Source organism: Amycolatopsis sp. FDAARGOS 1241 (genome assembly GCF_016889705.1).
Classification (GTDB): Bacteria; Actinomycetota; Actinomycetes; order Mycobacteriales; family Pseudonocardiaceae; genus Amycolatopsis.
On record NZ_CP069526.1, the window covers coordinates 856,692 to 875,718 of the forward strand.

A 19,027-nucleotide genomic window follows, 5' to 3' on the forward strand; every position below is an offset into this window, starting at 1 on the left:
GTTCAGGACGGGTACGGTTCGGCCTCCCGGGCCGCCCGCAGCGCCCCCGACCACCACGCCAGCTGGTCGAGCAGCGTCTTCGCGTACGCGGCAACCTGCGGGTCAAGCGGCCGGCCGTCCTCCCAAGCGGTGAAGTAGTTCGGGAAGGCCAGGCCGTCGCGGATGGTGACCGCGTGCAGTTCGGTCAGCACGTTCTCCAGGTGCAGGACCGCGTGCCGGCCACCGGCCGCGCCGCCGTAGCTGACGAACGCCACGGGCTTGGCCGCCCACTGCGTGAAGTGCCAGTCGATGGCTGCCTTCAGCGACGCGGGATAGCTGTGGTTGTACTCGGGGGTGACGAAGAGGAAGGCGTCCGCGCCCTCCAGCGCCGACGTCAGCGTCGCCATGCCGGCCGGGCGCGGGTAGCTGTCGCCGGCGTATTTGGGGGACGCCGCCGGCATCGACAGGGGAATTTCGACGTCCGCGAGGTCGACGACCTCGACGTCGAACCCGCCGTGCTGCTCGGCTTGCCCGGCGATCCAGGACGCGACCGTCGGGCCGAACCTGCCGTCGCGGACGCTGCCGATGATGATGACCAGTTTGTTCGTCTTGCTCGTCATGGCCACCACGGTGGTGCCCGGCCGTGGCGGCAACCAGGCCGCGCTCAGGCTGGCCCCCGTGGGGCCACGCTGACCACGTCGGAACCGGCTTATGCTCGAGGGCATGGGGACGCCGCTGGGGGACTTCATCCGGGCCAAACGCGACAGCACCCAGCCGGAGACGCTGGGCCTGCCGACGCACGGCCGTCGCCGCTCACCCGGCCTGCGGCGGTCGGACCTCGCCACGCGGGCCGGCATCAGCGTCGAGTACCTGACGCGTCTCGAGCAGGGCCGTGACCGCAACCCGTCCGTCTCGATCCTCAACGCCCTGGCCGACGCGCTCAGCCTAGCTGCCGCCGAGCGCACCCACCTGCGCTACCTCGCGAAGATCACCGGCGGCGAGTGCACGGCCCACGTCCGGCCCGCGCCCGCGCGACGTGAGGTCCGGCCTTCGGTGCTGCAGACGGTGCGGTTGCTGGAGCCCGGCATCGCCCTCGTCACCAACCGGCTCGGCGACGTCCTCGCCCACAGCAGCGGCTTCGCGGCGCTGACGAGCGGCACGGGACTGCTCGACGCGGACGCGCCGAACCTGACGCGCTACGTCTTCACCGACCCCCGCGCCCGCTCGTTCTTCGCGGACTGGGACGTCATCGCCGACGAGCGGGCCTTCGACCTCTGGCTGGGCCCGGCCGTCGAGAACTCCGAGTGGCTCACCGCGGACCTCGCGCCGATCGCCGGCCCGGAGTTCACCCGCCGCTTGAACTCGACCGTCGTGCCACCGCGCGGACTCCTGCGGGTGAACCACCCGGCCGGCCGATCGCTGCGGCTGAACCGGGAGACGCTGGAACTGGCGGAGGACGCGCAGCAGCTGGTCGTGTTCCTCCCCGCCGACGACGCGACGGCGGAGGCTGTGGAGGAGTTGCGGCGGACAACCCCAACCCGGTTGCGCGCCATTTCCTGACCGTAACGACTGTCGCGCGTGCGTTCGCGGACTGCCACCGGTAACGCGAATCACCGCGGGCCGGGTTGCCCGACAGCGGACGCGAAAACGGCCCGCCCCCTCAACGGAAGCGGGCCGTCCCCAGCCAACCTACTTGCCGCCGCGGGCCATGCGGAGGACGTCGAGGGCTTCGTCGAGCTGGGCTTCCGTGAGTTTGCCGTCGCGGACGAAGCCGCGTTCGAGGACGACTTCGCGGATGGTCTTGAGTTCCTTCAGCGCCTGCTTCGCCACGGCGGCCGCCGCTTCGTAGCCGAGGTACTTGTTCAGCGGCGTGACGATCGAGGGCGAGCCTTCGGCGTACGCGCGGGTGCGCTCGACGTTGGCGGTGACCCCGTCGAACACCTTGTCGGCCAGCAGGCGCGACACGGCGGCGAGCAGGCGAGCCGACTCGAGGACGTTGCGGGCGATCACGGGCAGGTTCACGTTGAGCTGGAAGTTGCCCGCCGCGCCGGCGAAGGCGACGGCCGCGTCGTTGCCCACGACCTGGGCCACGACCTGCAGCGTCGCCTCCGGGATGACCGGGTTGACCTTGCCCGGCATGATCGACGAACCGGGCTGCAGGTCCGGCAGCGCCAGCTCGGCAAGACCGGTGCGCGGGCCGGAACCCAGCCAGCGCAGGTCGTTCGCGATCTTGTTCAGCGACACGGCGATCGTGCGCAGGTGACCGGAGGTCTCGACCACGCTGTCCTGCGTCGCCTGCGCCTCGAAGTGGTTGCGTGCCTCGGTCAGCGGCAGGCCGGTCAGCTCCGCCAGCTCCGCGGACACGGCGGCGCCGAAGCCGTCGGGCGCGTTCAGCCCGGAGCCGACGGCGGTGCCGCCGATGGGCAGCTCACCCAGGCGTGGCAGGCCCGACTGCAGCCGCTCGATGCCGAAGCGGATCTGCGCGGCCCACGCGCCCGCCTCCTGGCCGAGCGTGATCGGCACGGCGTCCATCAGGTGCGTGCGGCCCGACTTCACGAGGTCGGCCCACTCGTCCGCCCGGGCTTCGATCGCGCCCGCGAGGTGCTCCAGCGCCGGGATCACGTCGGTGAGCACGGCTTCCGTCGCGGCCACGTGGATCGTGGTCGGGAACGTGTCGTTCGACGACTGCGACGCGTTGACGTGGTCGTTCGGGTGCACGTCGCGACCGAGGGCGCGCGTGGCGAGCGTCGCGATGACCTCGTTGGCGTTCATGTTCGACGAGGTGCCCGAGCCGGTCTGGAAGACGTCGATCGGGAAGTGCGCGTCGTGCTTGCCCTCGGCGACCTCGTCGGCGGCCGCCGCGATCGCGTCCGCGACCTCGGCATCCAGCACGCCCAGCTTCTTGTTGACGCGGGCGGCGGCGGCCTTCAACAGGCCCAGCGCGCGGATCTGGGCGCGCTCGAGACCGCGGCCGGAGACGGGGAAGTTCTCCACGGCACGCTGCGTCTGCGCGCGGTAGAGCGCGTCGACCGGGACGCGGACCTCACCCATCGTGTCGTGTTCGATCCGGTATTCCTGTTCTCCCATACCTCCGATTCTGGCCCTGTTCCGGCCGGACGGCGGGGTGGCGTCGCCCACCTCGGGCCCGCTGAATCCCGGATTTCACCCAGGGGATACGACTAGGATCGGTTGTGTTCTCGATCACTGCCACCCACCACTGGCTGGAGCGAGCAAATGGACTACGACCTCGTGATCATCGGCGCCGGACCCACGGGCCTGTTCGCCGCCTACTACGCGGGTTTCCGCGGCCTCTCCATGGCCGTCGTCGATTCCCTGCCCGAGCCGGGCGGCCAAGTCACCGCGATGTACCCGGAGAAGATGATCTACGACGTGGGCGGGTTTCCCGGCGTCCGCGGCCGTGACCTGGTCCAAGGGCTGGTGGATCAGGCCGCGCCGTGGAATCCGGCGTACCTGCTGGGGCGGAAGGCGGAGAAGCTCGAGACGGGCTCCGACGGCGTCGAGCTGACACTCGACGGCGGCGAGGTGCTGCGGGCCGGTGCGGTGCTGATCACGGCCGGGATCGGTGAGTTCACGCCGCGGCCGCTACCGGCCGGCGACGGCTGGCTGGGGCGCGGGATGGTGCACTTCGTGCCGTCGTTGCAGGCGCACGCGGGGCAGCACGTCGTGGTGGTCGGGGGTGGCGATTCGGCGTTCGACTGGTGTCTGGCACTCCAGCCGGTGGCGGCGAGCGTGACGTTGGTGCACCGGCGGGCCAAGTTCCGGGCGGCGGAGTCGATCGTGCGAGAAGTGCGGGGGCTCGGGGTGCCGTTGGTCACCGACGCGGAGGTGACGCGGTTCGTGGAGTCGGCTTCGGGGGCGTTGGAAGCCGTCGAGGTGTCGGTGAAGGGCGGGGAGGATCTGGTTCTGCCCGCTCAGGCGGTGGTTGCCGCATTGGGGTTCACGGCGGATCTCGGGCCGATCGAAAGCTGGGGGCTGGAGATCGACCACCGGGCGATTTCGGTGGATACCACGATGGCCACGGCTCGGGCGCGGGTTTATGCGGCCGGGGATGTGGCGAGTTATCCCGGGAAGGTGAAGCTGATCGCGACCGGGTTCGGAGAAGCGGCGACGGCGGTGAACAACATCGCGGTGGCGTTGGATCCGGAGGCGCACTTGTTCCCGGGGCATTCGAGCAATGTGGAGTGAGTGAGGGGCGGCTCGTCGCGCTGGGGCTGGGTGGATCGTCGCGTGGTGGCTGAGTACGGGGCGGCTCGTCGCGCCTGGGGCGCGACGTCGCGCTGGGGACTCGTCCTGCACCCCGAAGCCGATGATGGTAACGACGGTCTGGATCACCTTGTCAAGGCTGGAAAGCGTGCCTTGACAAGGTGATCCAGACCGCGTGGGGGCTTCGGATCGAGGTGCAGGGCGGAGTCTGGGTGCAGGGGCCCGTGGCCGTGTCCGCTGCGGTAAGCGTCGTGGGCGGGTCAAGCCGGTTTGAGGGTGCAGGGCGGAGTCTGGGCGCAGCTGTCGAGGCCGTGTCCGCGGCGGTTTCGTAGTGGGCTTCGAAAACCGGGTGCTGTGTGGCTGTTGTGTCAGCCGGTTTTCGAGGTGATCCAGGGGGCGTAGGCGACCACCGACGTGTAGATGGATGGTGCCGTCGCGCAGGTGGGGGAGGCGTTGCCGGGGCGGCTGGTCAGGCCGATGAGGGTCCAGTGGTCGCCGTCGCGGGTGAGTTCTGGGGAGCCGGAGTCGCCGTAGCAGGAGCCGGCCGTGCCGTGGGGGTTGTCGGTGCAGAGTTCGGCGGTGCCGTCGAAGTTGGCGGTGCAGCGGGAGCCTTCGACGAGCTGCGTGTCGAGTTGCTGCAACGACTTTGACGGGTCACCGCAGCCGGGGGTGGGGCAGGTTTGGCCCCAGCCCAGGACGCGGGTGGCGGTGCCCGGCGCGGCGGCGGCGCCGAGGGCGATGGGAGCCGCCTTGGCGGGGGCGGGCAAGCGCACCAGCGCGATGTCGCCGGTTTGCGTCGAGGAGTTGAAGTGCGGGTTGAGCACGATCTCCTTGGGCTGGGCCGTCTCGCCGCCCGAGTCGCTGTCGTTGGTGCCCAAGCGGAACGCGAGCGTCGCGGGGTCCTTTCCGGACACACAGTGCGCGGCGGTGACGACCCAGGTCGGCGAGATCAGCGCACCGGCGCAGAAGAGCGCGCCCGACGCGGTGTGCAGGGACACCGCGAACGGGTACGGCTCGTCCGCGTCGGTGCCGCCGACGATCACGGGCCCGGCGGTCGCGATTCCGGTGGCGAGCGCTGCGGTGGCGAAGATCGTCAGCAGCAGCGCGAGCGACCGCTTGGGCACCGGATGACTCCTCGGGTCAGGGCAGGGGCGGGACGATGTCGTCGTCCTCGCGCAGTTCGAAGTTGCCGTCGAAGTTCACGGACGAGTACGCCCGCAGCTTCTCCAGCCGGTGGTAGCCGTCGATCATTCTGACGGTCCCGGACTTCGACCGCATCACGATCGACTGCGTGGTGGCGCCGCCGGCGCGGTAGTGCACACCGCGCAGCAGGTCGCCGTCGGTGACCCCGGTGGCGCAGAAGAACACGTTGTCGCCGCGGACGAGGTCGTCGTTGGTGAGCACCCGGTCCAGGTCGTGTCCAGCGGCCAGCGCCTTCTCGCGCTCGGCCTCGTCCTTCGGCCACAGCCGGCCCTGCAGCTCACCGCCGAGGCACTTCATCGCGCACGCGGCGATGATGCCCTCGGGCGTGCCGCCGATCCCGAGCAGCATGTCGACACCCGTCGACGGGCGCGCCGCCGCGATGGCCCCCGCCACGTCGCCGTCGGAGATGAACCGGATGCGGGCGCCCGCCTCCCGGACCTCCTTGACGAGCTGCTCGTGGCGCGGCCGGTCGAGGATGCAGACGGTCACGTCGCCCACGCTGGAGTTCTTCGCCCTCGCCACGCGCCGGATGTTCTCGTCGATCGGCGCGGCCAGGTCCACCTTGCCGGCGGCGTCGGGGCCGACGGCCAGCTTCTCCATGTAGAACACGGCCGACGGGTCGAACATCGCCCCGCGCTCGGCCACGGCCAGCACGGCCAGCGCGTTGGGCATGCCCTTGGCCATCAGGGTGGTGCCGTCGACGGGGTCGACCGCGACGTCGCAGTCGGGGCCGTCGCCGTTGCCCACCTCTTCGCCGTTGAACAGCATCGGGGCTTCGTCCTTCTCGCCCTCGCCGATCACGACGACACCCCGCATCGACACGGTCGACACGAGCTGGCGCATCGCGTCGACGGCCGCGCCGTCGCCACCGATCTTGTCGCCGCGCCCGACCCAGCGGCCGGCGGCCATCGCCGCGGCTTCGGTCACGCGGACCAATTCCATGGCGAGGTTGCGGTCGGGTGCTTCGCGTCGTGGGTCACTGACGGTGCTCATGCGGGCCTCCCGGATCGCTGAACTCGGCGGGAGAACAGTCTCTCAGATGTCCGCGTCACCTGACCGATTCAGTTGCGCATGGTGCACATCACTGTGCGTCGTCGTTCTCCACAGACGCCAGGGCGGCCTCGATCCGTTCGCGTGCGCCCTCGAGGTGGCGCTCGCAGACCTTCGCGAGCTCCTCGCCCTTCTCCCACAGCTCGAGCGACTGCTCGAGGGACAAGCCGCCCGCCTCGAGCTCCTTGACCACCTCGACCAGCCGGTCGCGCGCCTGCTCGTAACCGAGTCCGGCGGTTTCGCTGCCTGCTTCGCTCACGCTCGACGCTCTCCGACCTTCCGATGCACAGGGCTGTCCGCGCACACTACCGCGCCGGGTGCTCCCGGCCAGGTCACGGCTGGTGATCGACTCGGTGGTGCCGGCCGGCGCGCGGGGGCGGCACCACGGCGGCCCGCTGCGTGTCCGGCACCTGGCTGCGCGCCTGCTCCCGGCACACGAGTGCGCTGGCCATCGCGTTGTCGTAGCCCACGAACGCGAGGGCGAACTCCTGCCCGTCACCCTCCGCGATCGCGTCTTCCAGGTTCTCCTGCGCGCTCGCGACCCGGCGGCGGTGGCCGGCGCCCTCGGCGAACCACCAGCGCGCGCCGACGTGCACGGACGTCGCTTCCGACAGGCGCCGCAGCTGCGGGCCCAGGTCACGACGGGCGGCGGTGCCACAGCCGGCGAGCAGGGCCGTCCAGCACTCGGCGGCGGCGCGATCGGTGGCCAGGGCCTGGTTCAGCAGGGGACCGGCGTCGAGCCGGGCGGCGGCGTCCACGGTGAGCGGGAGGAACGCCGGTGCCCGGTGTGTCACGGCCCGTCTCCTTCCGTCTCTCGCTTCTCGGTGACGGCGTGGACCGCTCCGTCGGCGACCCGTACGCGCAGGCGCGCGCCGTCCTCGATCTGGGAGACGGAGCGAAGCACCTGGAGGTTGCCTGTGTCGTCCGTGAACTGCACGACGGCGTAGCCGCGGGCCATCGTCGCGGCCGGGCCGAGCGCGGTCAGCCGGCCCCGCGCGCTCGCGATCTCGGCCTGGTCCCTCGCGAGCAGGCCGAGCATGGCGCGGCGGCCACGTTCGCGGTGCACGTCGACGTCGTCGGAGCGGCGCTGGATCGGGCCGAGCGGGTCGGCCAGCGACGGGCGGCTGCGCAGCTGGGTGAGCAGCCGCGTCTCGCGGTCGACCCAGCCGTGCAGCGCGCGGCGCCCGCGGTCGCGCATCTGGCGCACTCGGGCGGTCTCCTCGCGCACGTCGGGCACGATGCGCTTGCTCGCGTCCGTCGGCGTGGAGCAGCGCAGGTCGGCGACGTGGTCGAGCAGCGGTGTGTCCGGTTCGTGCCCGATCGCGCTGACGACGGGGGTGCCCGCGCCCGCGACGGCCCGGCACAGCGCCTCGTCGGAGAACGGCAGCAGGTCCTCGACGCTGCCGCCGCCGCGGGCGATCACGATCACGTCGACGTCCGGATCCTTGTCCAGTGTGGACAGTGCACGGAGGATCTGCGGCACGGCCTGCGGGCCCTGCACGGCCGTGTTGACGACCTTGAACAGCACGTGCGGCCAGCGGGCCTGGGCGTTGACGAGCACGTCGCGTTCCGCCGCCGACGCGCGGCCCGTGATGAGCCCGATTCCCCTGGGGAGAAACGGAATCGGGCGTTTGCGTTCGGGTGAGAACAGGCCTTCGGCGGCCAGCAGCTTGCGCAGCCGTTCGATGCGCGCGAGCAGCTCGCCGATGCCGACGGCGCGGATCTCGTCGGCGCGCAGGCTGAGCGTGCCGCGGCCGAAGAAGAACGACGGCTTCGCGTGCACGATCACGCGGTCGCCTTCGCGCAGCGGCGTGCCGAGCTCGCGCACCAGCCACATCGGGGCCGTCACGGACATCGACACGTCGGCCGACGGGTCGCGCAGCGTCAGGAACGCCGTCTGCGTGCCGGGGCGCGCGTTGATCTGCGTGACCTGGCCCTCGACCCACACGGCGCCGAGCCGGTGGATCCAGTCGCCGATCTTGCGCGCGACGGTGCGGACGGGCCAGGGGTGTTCGGCGGTGGTGCTGGGGGTGCCGGGTTCGCTGCTCACTGGCCTTCCGCGTCGTCGCCCTGCTGCCCGGCCTCTTCCGCCTTGCGCGCGTTGCCGATCCGGCGCGCGAGCATGCCGACGAACGACGCGCGGTCGGCGTTGGCCTTCTCGTACTCCAGCAGCTCCTCGAGCTGCGGCACGGTCAGCCGGCGCAGGCGGGCGCGCAGCTGCGGCAGGGTGAGCTCGTCGTAGTTGGCCAGGCTTGCGGGGCCGCCGCCGGTGCTGTCGTTCTCGCCTTCGGCGTGGTCCTGGGCGAGCGCGCGCTCCTCCTGGGACCAGGGGTCCTCGGTGTCCCCGGCCACTTCGGTGTCCGGGGTGTCCGTGAGCGGCGGCAGGTTCGGCCGGTGGCCGTTGGCCTGGGGTTCGGGCAGGTCGTCCACCGGCACCAGCGTCGGGCGCGTGGGCGGCAGGTCGGGCTCGATGTCTTCGTCGAACGTCGCCCAGCTCGGTGTGTCCTCGACCGGGCGCAGGGCCGAGAGGGCGCCGTCGCCCTTGATGGCCAGTTCGGTGACCTGCTGCTGCACTCGCATCGAGAGCTGGAGGACCTGGCTGACGACGGTCACGGGCAGGCCCGTGATCTGCTTCGGGAGCTCACGAACACGCTCGGCGGTGGTGACGGCGAGGCCCGCGGCGACCCGGAGGGGGAGCGGGAGTGGCTTCATGCCGTCTAGCGTGCCGTATGGGGGCCATCCTGCCCAACCGAACGGGTGGGTTGGCCTACCGGACGTGACCCCCGGCACAGCCCGGACGGCCGCCGAGGTCATCCGAAAGAGGACTTCGAAGCGGGTACGGCACAGCCCGTACCCTGGAGGCATGACTTCTGCGAGTCCCGGAACCGACCCCGCCGGTACCCCGACGATCACCCGGTCCGGCGCAGCCAAACGCGTGCTGCTCGCGAAACCGCGCGGCTACTGCGCCGGTGTCGACCGGGCGGTGGTCGCCGTCGAGAAGGCGCTGGAGCTGTACGGCGCGCCGGTGTACGTGCGCAAGGAGATCGTGCACAACCGGCACGTCGTCGAAACCCTGCGCGAACGCGGCGCGATCTTCGTCGACGAGACGTCCGAGGTGCCGGAGGGCGCGCTGGTCGTGTTCTCTGCCCACGGCGTGTCCCCCGCGGTGCACGCGGAGGCGGCGGACCGCAGCCTGCGCACGATCGACGCCACGTGCCCGCTCGTGACGAAGGTGCACAGAGAGGTCAACCGCTTCGCGAAGGACGATTACGACATCCTGCTCATCGGCCACGAAGGCCACGAGGAGGTCGAGGGCACATCCGGCGAGGCGCCGGACAAGGTTCAGCTCGTTGACAAGGCCGAGGACGTCGGCAAGGTCGAGGTGCGCGACCCGTCGAAGGTGATCTGGCTCTCCCAGACCACCCTGTCCGTCGACGAGACGATGGAACGCGTCGACCAACTCCGTGAACGCTTCCCCGACCTGGCCGACCCGCCCAGCGACGACATCTGCTACGCCACCACCAACCGCCAGGTGGCCGTGAAGGCCATGGCCCCGGAGTGCGACCTCGTGCTGGTCGTCGGCTCGAAGAACTCGTCGAACTCCAAGCGCCTCGTGGAGGTCGCCCTGAAGGCCGGCGCCCGCGACTCGCACCTGGTCGACTTCGCGTCGGAGGTCGACGAGGCGTGGCTGTCGGGCGTGTCGACGGTCGGGGTGACCTCAGGTGCTTCCGTGCCGGACGTGCTGGTGATGGACCTGCTGTCCTGGCTCGCCGACCGTGGTTACGGCCAGGTGGACGAGGTGACGACGGCGAACGAGAAGATCGCGTTCGCGTTGCCGAAGGAGCTTCGGAAGGCCACGAAGTCGGGATCCTGACTCCCGCTTGCCCCGCGGCGGTCGCTGTTGCTCGGCGGCCGTCGCGGGTTTTTGTTCTTGGCCGGTGCGATTGCGGCTGACCGCTGTGCGGCCGGGGCCGCTGGCTGGGCTGGGGCGGCTGGGCTCTGCGCTTGACGGACGAGGGTGTTGTCCTGGTCAGGGGCCTGATCGGCGAGGGTTCCTCATCGCGTGATCGCCGGTAGAGCGCAGGGGGCCGGACGCACCCGCGGGGGTGGTCGCTGGTGCCACACTGGGCGATGTGCGATTGAGCCCGCTCATGGCTTTTGCCGGCGGGTGAGCGCTCGTGGCCATGTGCTGGGGTTGCGTGGCGGCGGGTTGGTAGGTGGCACTTCGCGCGCTGGTGCGTTGGTGTCCGGGGTGGGATCGGGCGGTGTCCCATTTTGAGTCTGGTCGCAGCTTTTGCTGGTGGGTGGGGGTTCTTGGCTATGTGCTGCGGGTTCCGTTGTGGCGGGCTCGCGCTGGCGCGTTGGTGTCCGGCGCGGGGCCGGGCGGTGTGCGGTTGAGTGTGCTCGTGGCTTTCGCCGGCGGGCGAGCGCTCGTGGCCATGTGCTGGGGTTGCGTGGCGGCGGGTTGGTAGGTGGCACTTCGCGCGCCGACGCGTTGGTGTCCGCATTGCGATCGGGCGGTGTGCGGTTGAGTGTGCTCGTGGCTTTCGCCGGCGGGCGAGCGCTCGTGGCCATGTGCTGGGGTTGCGTGGCGGCGGGTTGGTACGCGCACTTCGCGCGCGCCTCGGCGTCCGGGCTGTGAGGGGCGAACGTGCTGTTCTCGTCGAGTGCGTTTCCGACTGCCCCTGTTGTCCGTTTGTTCCCCGCGGTGCGGGTGGACGTGGCGAAGGCCGCCGGTCCGGGTGGGATCGGCGGCCTTCGTGGTGTCGGGGGTCAGCCTTCGTCGTCCCAGGGGCGGGGGCGGCGGGGTGGCTCGCGGCGCGGTGGGCGCGGGCGGCCGGGCGGCGGTTCGTCGCCGCGGGGGCGGCGGCGGGGTGGGGGCGCGTCGCCGCGGGGTTCGCCGCGGCGACGGGGGTCGCCGTCCGCCGGGGGGCGTGGGCGGCGGCCGTCGGGCGGCGGCTTGCGGGTGGCGCGCGGGTCGCGGTCGGCCGGGTCGCGGCGGGGGCGGCCGCCGGGGTCCGCGGGCGGACGCGGGCGCCGCGGCGGCGGGGCGTCGAGGTCCCGGTCGCGCGGCGGGCGGCGGCCACCGGCAGGCGGCGGCGCCTGGCCCGGCCGGCCCGACCCCGGCGGCCGGGTGCGCGCTCGCGCGGGGGGTTCGTCGCCGTCGTCACGGGGGCGTTTGCCGTCCTTGAGCTTCACGGCGGCGTTGGGGTCGCGTTCGCGGAAAATGCGGAAGAAGCCGAACAGGAGCGTGACGCCGGTGGTGACCGCCATCGTCGGAAAGCCGTTGATCAGCGGCGTGCCGATGTTCAGCAGCTTCGACAGGGTGTCGCTGCCGGAGCCGGAGCCGCCGGTCACGAGGATCACACCGGGCACCGTGACGGCCAGCACCAGCGGCGGCTGGACCATCGGCCCGAACAGTGCGCGTCTCTGAACCGCGCCGACCGCGATCACGGCCCCGAGGAAGTAGCCCGCCTTGAAGACGAAATCGAGGCTGCCCTTGGTCTTCTCGTCGATGATGGCGCCGAGCACGGCCAGGCCGAAGCCCACGAGGACGGCCGCCCACCAGGGCAGCCCCCGCCTCTCGCCGACGACGAGACGCTCGTCCCAGGGCACGGTGGCGTCTTCGGCATCAGGATCGCTCTGGCGATCGCGTATCGCGGTCACGAGGCAACACCGTAGCTCGTACTTGTCACGATCTTGCCGCCACTGCCGAAGACTGCCCTGACCAGCCACCCGGCAGCGTGACGCGGGTTGCCGCCGGACGGAACACGGGCGGTCTCGGGGGCTGCCCGCGCCCGGCCCGGGGAAGGCGAGTGGTCTGGTCACCTGACCTGCGAATACGAACCGGTGGTCTGGTCCGCGAACCGCTCCTCCTTCGCGCGGCTGGCTGCTCGATCGGCAGCCGGGCGAGCTTCGCGGTCATGAATCCGGAACGTTCCCGCTACCCGGAAGCATGACTGAACCTCACTCTGACCTCACCAAATGTCGGGCACCACGCGGGCACCATCTGCCTCACCGGCACCGTTGGCACCACACACCGTGACCGGCCAATCGCCGTCGCCTCCTCCACGCTCGTGCCGATGCGGTGGGGAGGGCACGCCGCCGAGTTCCACTGGGTGCTTGCTGCTGCGAGCCCGGCTCGGGCGGCGAGATTGCGTTGCCCGGCGGTGTGAAAAGAAATCGGCAGGCACTGGGCGAGCGGTAACGCAGCGTTGCCAAGGTGCGGCGCGGCCTGGGCCGGTTGGCGCCGGTCTGCTGCCGCTGGGTCGCGTCTGCCGGAGCGGTGATCGGCCGACCGCCCCTCGTCGGGCCTCCGAGACGGGGGCTGTGCGCTGGTCCGTCGGACCGGGTGCCGGTCTGCTGCCGCGGGGTCCGTGCCGGGTCGCGTCTGCCGGAGCGGTGATCGGCCGACCGCCCCTCGTCCGGACCCCGAGGCCGAGGCGTGTGTTGGTCCGTCGGGCAAGGTACAGGTCTGCCGTCGCAGGGTCGGTGCCGCCTCACGTCCGCCCGAGTGGTGATCGGCCGACCGGCCAGCGCGTCTCGGCCGGGCTGGGCGCCGGTTCTTCGGACCGCGCGGCGGTCTGCCATCCCGGGGATTGATGTCGCGTTTGTGAGGTGCTCCGCCGACCGGCCCGGTCGGATTGCCCGAGGCCGGGTTGTGAACCGGTCCTTCGGGCCGGGTGCGGTCTGCTGCCGCAGTTTCCATGTCGCCTCACGTCTGCCCGAGCGGTGATCGGGCGGCCGGTTTGACTGTTCGAGGCCGGGCTGTGTGTTGGTCCGTCGGGCCGGGTGGCGGTGTGCTGTCGCAGGACCCGTGCCGGGTCGGGTCGGCTGAGCGGTGCTCCGCCGACTGGCCTCGTCTGGATTCCCGAGACCGGGCTGTGGGTCGGGCCGTTGGACTGGGTGCCGGTCTGCTGCCGCGGGTTCAGTGTCGGGTCGGGTCTGCCCGAGTAGTGATCGGGCGGCCGGTTTGACCGTCCGAGGCCGGGCCGTGCGTTGGTCCGTCGGAGCGGGTGGCGGTCTCCTGCAGGTTCTGTGCCGGGTCGGAGTGTTGAGTCGTGATCCGACAAGCGGCCTGGCCGTCCGAGGCCGGGTTGTGCGTCGGTACCTCGGACCCGAAAGGGCCGCGCACTGAGCACCGGGCCGTTCTCGACGGGCCGCACCGGTCTGCCGAGGCTCGGTGAGGCGGACCGGTGCGCGCCGAACCGCCCGCCGGCGCATCACCACGCTCGACGGCGCTCCGTCCAGCAAGTCCCGGCAAGCGACCAACCGCAGCCGAAGGCCGCTCAGCCGGCTGCCACTTCGTCCCCCCTCCGAACTTCCGGCACGGCCGCCGGGCTGCCCGAGGCGTCCGTCAGCGGCGCGACCGTCGCGCGGAAGTTCTCCAGGGCTTCCAGCTCTCGCCGCCGCGCGGAGACGAAGCGCTGCAGGTGTGTGCTCGACAGGTTCAGCGCCTCCACGGCGTTCCCGGCCGCGCGGTGGGCTGCGGCGGCGCCCGCGCGGACCTGTTCCACGTCCTCCACCAAGGCACGGTCGCTTGCGGCGAACAGAGCAGCCGAGGCGAGGATGCCGAAGCCGGTGGGACCGCAGAGGAAAACGCGGCGGTCGATGAGCCAGCGCAGCAGCTCGGGGTCCGTGTCGAGGGCCGCGACGACCGCAGCGTCGGACGGGACGAACATGATGGTCCCGTAAATGGCGTCCGCCCAGCGCTGGTAACCCTTGCCGGCCAGCTCGGCCGCGCGGGAGCGGAGCTGGCGGACGTGGGCGCGCAGCGCGTCGAGCCGTTCCTCCGGGTCGTCGGTCTCCACGGATTCGGCCCAGATCGCCATCGAAGCCTTCGCATCGACGGGCACGGTACGGCCGCCGCCGACGCGCAGCACCATGTCGGGCTTCACGCTGCCACCGCCGGCCAGGTCGGTCTGCAGCGTGAAGTGCAGCTCCTCGCGTAAGCCCAGCGCGCGGGCCGTCTCCACGAGCACCTGTTCACCGAGCTCACCGCGCCCGCTGATCGACGCGAACGCGACCTCGTACCGCCGCAGCGCCAGCTGCTGCTGGTCGTTCTTCGCTCGCTCGGCCGCCACGAGCCGCGCCGCCGCGTCGGCGCGGCGCATGCCGTCGTTGTAGAGCCGCCACAGCAACGCCACCGCCACGCACAGGAGCAGCGCGAGGACGACAGCCGCCGTGGTGATCACCGTCTCCACCCGGTCCTCCTTCCGCAATCCGAACCGGCAGGTGGCCATCATGGCGGACCGCACCGACAAAAACCGGCGCGGACGGTCGCGCTGCGTAGCTGACCAGCACGTTCACCGGTTCGCCGGCGGGCGTGTCCGCCAGGGCCTCGATAGGCTTCGTACACACGTTCGAGTGGCGCTCCGGCGAGCCTCCGCGATTTCGTCGTGATCACCTCTTAACGTGGTCGCCGTGAGAATCCTCCACACCTCCGACTGGCACGTCGGGCGCACGTTCCACGGCGCCGACCTGCTCGCCGAGCAGGAGGCCGTCCTCACCCACCTCGCCGGTCTCGTCACGACCGAGTCCGTCGACGTCGTGGTGGTGGCGGGCGACGTCTACGACCGCGCGGTCCCCTCGGCCGAAGCGGTCCGCGTCGCGACCAAGGCCATGAGCCGCATCCGCGAGGCCGGCGCGCAGCTCGTGATCACGCCGGGCAACCACGACTCCGCGGCGAGGCTGGGCGCGTTCGCGGATTTCGCGGCCGCGGGTGGTCTGCACCTGCGTGCCACCGTCGCGGGCATCGCCGAACCGGTGCTGCTGCACGACGACCACGGCGCGGTCGCGTTCTACGGCATCCCGTACCTCGAACCCGAGCCGTCCCGCCACGCGCTGGGCGTGCCCGAAGCGCGTGGGCACACCGGCGTCCTCACCGAAGCGATGCGCCGCGTCCGCGAAGATCTCGCCGCGCGAACGGACACGCGGTCCGTGGTGCTGGCCCACGCGTTCGTCACCGGGGGTTCGGCCAGCGACTCCGAACGCACCATCGCGGTGGGGGGCGTCGAACAGGTCCCGGGCGACGTCTTCGACGGAGTGGACTACATCGCGCTCGGCCACCTGCACGGCCCGCAGACCCTCGCCGAGCACCTGCGCTACTCGGGCAGTCCGCTCGCCTACTCGTTTTCCGAGGCGCACCAACGGAAATCGGTCTGGCTGGTCGACCTCGACGCGCACGGGCTCGCCGAGGTCCGCCGCCACGAGCTGCCCGTGCCGCGGCCGCTCGCGACGGTGCGCGGAGAGCTGCAAGACCTCCTGACCGCGCCGGAGCACGACGAGTGGCGCGACCACTTCCTGTCCGTCACGGTCACCGACCGCGTGCGGCCGGTCGACGCGATGCGCCGCCTGCGCGAACGCTTCCCGTACGCCGTGCACCTCGACTGGGAACCCGAAGGCGGCCTCGCCGGCGCGGAGCTGAGGTACGCCGAAGCCGTGCGCGGCCGCACCGACATCGAGATCGCCCGCAGCTTCCTCGACGACTGCCGCGGCGCGCCACCCAGCGAAAGTGAGGAACGGCTGGTGTTCCTCGCGCTCGAAGCGGCCAACCGGGCGGCGGTGGCGAAACTGTGAGGCTGCACCTGCTGGAGGTCGAGGCGTTCGGTCCGTACGCGGGCCGCGAAGTGGTCGATTTCGACGCCCTCGGTGCCGACGGCCTCTTCCTCCTGCACGGCGACACCGGCGCGGGCAAGACCACGCTGCTCGACGCGATCGCGTTCGCGCTGTTCGGCGTGGTCCCCGGCGCGCGCGGCGACGTCAAGCGGCTGCGCTGCGACGTCGCACAGCCCGACCAGCTCACCGAGGTCGTGCTGGAGCTGACCGTGCAGGGCCAGCGGCTGCGGATCGTGCGCAGCCCCGAGTACCAGCGCCCCAAGAAACGGGGCGACGGCTTCACCACGCAGCAGGCCAAGGTGTCGCTGACCTGGGTCGGCGAACCCCCGGCCGGCCTGCCACCCGACGGGATCATCCGGATCGACGAGGTCGCACGCACCGTCGAACGGCTCCTGGGCATGACCGCTCCGCAGTTCTTCCAGGTCGTGCTGCTGCCGCAGGGGGAGTTCGCGAAGTTCCTGCGCTCCGACACCACTGAGCGCGAGAAACTGCTGGAACGGCTCTTCGGCACCGAGCGGTTCTCCGACGTCGAACGCTGGTTCGCCGACCTGCGCGCCGAACGGGGGCGGACGCTGGAAAAGCGGCAGCAGGAGCTGCGGGAGCTCGTTGCGCGCTACGCCCAGGAGGCGCAGCAGGAGCCGCCGGAAGAAGAGCAGGCGGCGTGGGTCGAGGCCGTGCTCGCCGAGGTCGCGGCCCGCGCCGAAACGGCGGAAACCGAAGCGGCACAAGCACGTTCGGCGGCGAAGGCGGCGGAAAGCGCGCTGCGCGAAGCGGAAGAGGACGCCGACCGCATCCGGCGCGTCCGCACCGCCCACACGCGGCTCGCACAGATCGCCGAAACCGCCGGCGAACGCGCCGAGTGGACCGAAGAGATCGCGGCCGCGCGGCGGGCGTCGGCCGTGGTGCCCGAGGTCGAGCTGCTGGAACGGCGGACGGGGGAACTCGGCGACGCGCAGGTCGCAGAGGCCGACCACACGCGGGCGCTCGGGGAACTGGGTTTCGACTCCGTGGGCTTTGCCGCCGCGGACCTGCGGGAACGCGCCGGGGCCCTGCGGGAAGAAGCGGGCGCGCTGGCCGAACTCGTCGCGGAGGCCGAACAGCAGCGCGCGGACACGGCCAGGCGCGACGAGCGGAAGACCGCTGCGAAAATCGCGGCCGAACGCGTCACCGAACTCGAAACGCGGCTGGCCGAGCTGCCCGAACGGCTCACGCGGTTGCGCGGCGAAGCGGCGTCGGCCGCCGAGGCCGAGGCGAAGCTGGACGGCGCGAAGGCCCGTGCCGAGGAACTGACCAACCTCGCGCGAGCGGCGGCGGACCTGCCCGAGGCGGAAGCGAAGGTCGGGCGCGGCGAGGCGAAGCTCCGCGAAGTCGTCGACACGCACCAAGCCGCCCGGCAGCGCCGGCTCGACCTGCGCGAACGCCGGCTGGAGGGCATGGCGGCCGAACTGGCCGCGGGTCTGGCCGACGGCGCGCCGTGCCCGGTGTGCGGGTCGGCCGAGCACCCGTCGCCCGCGAAACATGGGACGCAACTCGTGGACCCCGCCGAGGAACGGGCCGCCGAGGAAGCCGAACAGCAGGCGAGTGCGTTGCGGCAGCGGGTGGTTTCGGCGCTGGAAGAGGCGAAGGCCCGGCTGGAGGCGTTGCGGGAACGGCTCGGTGAGCGGACCGCGGAGTCCGTGCGGGCCGAGCTGGCAGACGCGCGGGCGAGCGTCGCGACGCTGTCCGAACAGGCCGCGCGCAAGAGCCCGCTGGTCCGGCAGGTCACCGCGCTGGAACGGGAAAGCGAGCAGCTGGCCGAGCAACGGCGGCGTGCCGACCAGGCCGTCACGGAGGCGCGCTCGGAGGTCCGTGCGCTCGAAGACCGGCTGGCCGAACGCGCGAAGCGGCTGCTCGAAGGCCGCGGCGACTTCCCCGACGTCACCACGCGTCGCCGGCACCTGCTCACACTGGCCGGCGCGCTCGACGCCGTGGCCGAGGCGCGCACGGCCGTCACCGGGGCGGAAGCGCGGCTCGAGGAGCAGCGCGGACTCGTCGAGATCTCGTTGCACGCCAAGGGGTTCGCCGCGCTCGAGGAGATGCGCGGCGCGGTCCGCTCCGACGAGCAGGTGGCCAAACTCGAACAGGGCCTAGCCGAGGCCGAAGCGACGGCAGCCGGCGCGCGCGAGCTGCTGGCTCAGCCCGAGCTGTTCGGCATCTCGCCCGACGACGTCGTCGAGGTCGCGCCGAAGGCCGAAGCCGCGAAGGCCGCCCGAGAACGGGCCGACACGGCGTTCGCGGCGCTGAAGTCCGTCGCCGCGCAGCACGCCGAGCTCACGAAGCTGGCCGGGCGGATGCGCACGGCGCTGGCGGAGTTCGCGCCCGTCGAAGCGGAGTACGCCGAGCTGCGCGCACTGTCCGAAGTGGTCAACGGCCGCGGTCAGAACTCGCGCAAGATGTCGTTGCGCTCGTACGTGCTGGCCGCGCGGCTGGAGGAGGTCGCGCTCGCCGCCACCGCCCGGCTGCGGACGATGAGCCAGGGCCGTTACTCGTTCGTCCACTCGGACGCGGCCGGCGCGCGCGGCACCCGCGGTGGCCTCGGCCTCGACGTGCTCGACGACTACTCCGGCGCCGTCCGGCCCGCGAAAACCCTGTCGGGCGGGGAATCCTTCCTCGCGTCGCTCTCGCTCGCGCTGGGGCTGGCCGATGTCGTCGCATCCGAAACCGGCGGGGCGCTGCTCGACACGCTCTTCGTCGACGAGGGCTTCGGCACGCTCGACGCCGAAACCCTCGACGTCGTGATGAACATCCTCGACGAACTGCGCGCCGGCGGCCGCGTCGTCGGCCTCGTGTCGCACGTCGAGGAGCTCCGCCAGCGCATCCCGACGCGGCTGCGCGTCCGGAAGTCCCGCTCGGGCTCACGGATCGAGCTGCGGACGGCTTAGTGCCTGTCCGGTAATCGATCTGGCTGCGGGGA

15 protein-coding genes are annotated in these 19,027 nt (G+C 71.8%); 5 read left to right on the plus strand and 10 right to left on the minus strand.

The window, feature by feature from the left end; all coding sequences use genetic code 11:
* Positions 1-2 precede the first annotated feature (2 nt).
* Positions 3-599, minus strand: a complete 597-nt coding sequence (locus I6J71_RS04135) for an NADPH-dependent FMN reductase (RefSeq protein ID WP_204093505.1) — start codon at positions 597-599, stop codon at positions 3-5.
* Positions 600-702: 103 nt separating this feature from the next.
* Here I6J71_RS04135 and I6J71_RS04140 point away from each other — a divergent pair, with 103 nt between their 5' ends.
* Positions 703-1,539, plus strand: a complete 837-nt coding sequence (locus I6J71_RS04140; RefSeq protein WP_204093506.1) for a helix-turn-helix domain-containing protein — start codon at positions 703-705, stop codon at positions 1,537-1,539.
* 129 nt (positions 1,540-1,668) lie between these two features.
* Here the strand turns inward: I6J71_RS04140 and I6J71_RS04145 are convergent, their stop codons facing one another.
* The gene (locus I6J71_RS04145) at positions 1,669-3,066 is read right to left on the minus strand and encodes a class II fumarate hydratase (RefSeq protein ID WP_204093507.1); all 1,398 of its coding nucleotides are present in this window, start codon (positions 3,064-3,066) and stop codon (positions 1,669-1,671) included.
* Between the two features lie 147 nt (positions 3,067-3,213).
* Here I6J71_RS04145 and I6J71_RS04150 point away from each other — a divergent pair, with 147 nt between their 5' ends.
* On the plus strand, positions 3,214-4,185 hold the full coding sequence (locus I6J71_RS04150) for an NAD(P)/FAD-dependent oxidoreductase (protein ID WP_204093508.1): 972 nt from the start codon (positions 3,214-3,216) through the stop codon (positions 4,183-4,185).
* Positions 4,186-4,571: 386 nt separating this feature from the next.
* Here I6J71_RS04150 and I6J71_RS04155 read toward each other — a convergent pair whose 3' ends face one another.
* The 6 genes from I6J71_RS04155 to I6J71_RS04180 form a co-directional block, all read right to left on the minus strand.
* Positions 4,572-5,327: a trypsin-like serine protease gene (locus I6J71_RS04155; protein ID WP_204093509.1), complete on the minus strand. Its 756-nt coding sequence runs from the start codon at positions 5,325-5,327 to the stop codon at positions 4,572-4,574.
* Between the two features lie 16 nt (positions 5,328-5,343).
* Positions 5,344-6,399 carry a class II fructose-bisphosphatase gene (gene glpX, locus I6J71_RS04160; RefSeq protein ID WP_204093510.1) on the minus strand — a complete coding sequence of 352 codons (1,056 nt, stop codon included), beginning with the start codon at positions 6,397-6,399 and terminating at the stop codon, positions 5,344-5,346.
* Between the two features lie 88 nt (positions 6,400-6,487).
* The gene (locus I6J71_RS04165; protein WP_204093511.1) at positions 6,488-6,715 is read right to left on the minus strand and encodes an exodeoxyribonuclease VII small subunit; all 228 of its coding nucleotides are present in this window, start codon (positions 6,713-6,715) and stop codon (positions 6,488-6,490) included.
* A gap of 73 nt (positions 6,716-6,788) precedes the next feature.
* Positions 6,789-7,250, minus strand: coding sequence for a hypothetical protein (locus I6J71_RS04170; protein WP_239154419.1), 462 nt, complete (start codon positions 7,248-7,250; stop codon positions 6,789-6,791).
* Positions 7,247-8,506, minus strand: a complete 1,260-nt coding sequence (gene xseA / locus I6J71_RS04175; RefSeq protein ID WP_204093512.1) for an exodeoxyribonuclease VII large subunit — start codon at positions 8,504-8,506, stop codon at positions 7,247-7,249. The genes I6J71_RS04170 and xseA overlap by 4 nt, the downstream gene beginning before the upstream one ends.
* Complete coding sequence (locus I6J71_RS04180) at positions 8,503-9,168, minus strand: lipid droplet-associated protein (RefSeq protein ID WP_204093513.1); 666 nt, start codon at positions 9,166-9,168, stop codon at positions 8,503-8,505. Before I6J71_RS04180 ends, xseA begins: the two co-directional genes overlap by 4 nt.
* A 151-nt stretch (positions 9,169-9,319) precedes the next feature.
* On the opposite strand from I6J71_RS04180, the gene I6J71_RS04185 reads away from it, so the two are divergent.
* On the plus strand, positions 9,320-10,330 hold the full coding sequence (locus I6J71_RS04185; RefSeq protein WP_204093514.1) for a 4-hydroxy-3-methylbut-2-enyl diphosphate reductase: 1,011 nt from the start codon (positions 9,320-9,322) through the stop codon (positions 10,328-10,330).
* A gap of 899 nt (positions 10,331-11,229) precedes the next feature.
* Here I6J71_RS04185 and I6J71_RS04190 read toward each other — a convergent pair.
* Positions 11,230-12,123 (minus strand): DUF6542 domain-containing protein, encoded by an 894-nt coding sequence (locus I6J71_RS04190; RefSeq protein WP_204093515.1) that lies wholly within the window; start codon positions 12,121-12,123, stop codon positions 11,230-11,232.
* A gap of 1,622 nt (positions 12,124-13,745) precedes the next feature.
* Positions 13,746-14,660: a DNA recombination protein RmuC gene (gene rmuC, locus I6J71_RS04195; RefSeq protein ID WP_204093516.1), complete on the minus strand. Its 915-nt coding sequence runs from the start codon at positions 14,658-14,660 to the stop codon at positions 13,746-13,748.
* 220 nt (positions 14,661-14,880) lie between these two features.
* On the opposite strand from rmuC, the gene I6J71_RS04200 reads away from it, so the two are divergent.
* Both I6J71_RS04200 and I6J71_RS04205 read left to right on the plus strand, forming a co-directional pair.
* Positions 14,881-16,035 (plus strand): exonuclease SbcCD subunit D, encoded by a 1,155-nt coding sequence (locus tag I6J71_RS04200; protein ID WP_204093517.1) that lies wholly within the window; start codon positions 14,881-14,883, stop codon positions 16,033-16,035.
* Positions 16,032-18,995 carry an AAA family ATPase gene (locus I6J71_RS04205; RefSeq protein ID WP_204093518.1) on the plus strand — a complete coding sequence of 988 codons (2,964 nt, stop codon included), beginning with the start codon at positions 16,032-16,034 and terminating at the stop codon, positions 18,993-18,995. Before I6J71_RS04200 ends, I6J71_RS04205 begins: the two co-directional genes overlap by 4 nt.
* Positions 18,996-19,027 lie beyond the last annotated feature (32 nt).

What these genes read in the sequence shown, in the direction of transcription:
- I6J71_RS04135 (WP_204093505.1), bottom strand. Translation starts at nt 599, where the DNA reads ATGACGAGCAAGACGAACAAACTGGTCATCATCATCGGCAGCGTCCGC.
- I6J71_RS04185 (WP_204093514.1), top strand. Translation starts at nt 9,320, where the DNA reads ATGACTTCTGCGAGTCCCGGAACCGACCCCGCCGGTACCCCGACGATC.
- I6J71_RS04180 (WP_204093513.1), bottom strand. Translation starts at nt 9,168, where the DNA reads ATGAAGCCACTCCCGCTCCCCCTCCGGGTCGCCGCGGGCCTCGCCGTC.
- I6J71_RS04140 (WP_204093506.1), top strand. Translation starts at nt 703, where the DNA reads ATGGGGACGCCGCTGGGGGACTTCATCCGGGCCAAACGCGACAGCACC.
- glpX (WP_204093510.1), bottom strand. Translation starts at nt 6,399, where the DNA reads ATGAGCACCGTCAGTGACCCACGACGCGAAGCACCCGACCGCAACCTC.
- I6J71_RS04145 (WP_204093507.1), bottom strand. Translation starts at nt 3,066, where the DNA reads ATGGGAGAACAGGAATACCGGATCGAACACGACACGATGGGTGAGGTC.
- I6J71_RS04150 (WP_204093508.1), top strand. Translation starts at nt 3,214, where the DNA reads ATGGACTACGACCTCGTGATCATCGGCGCCGGACCCACGGGCCTGTTC.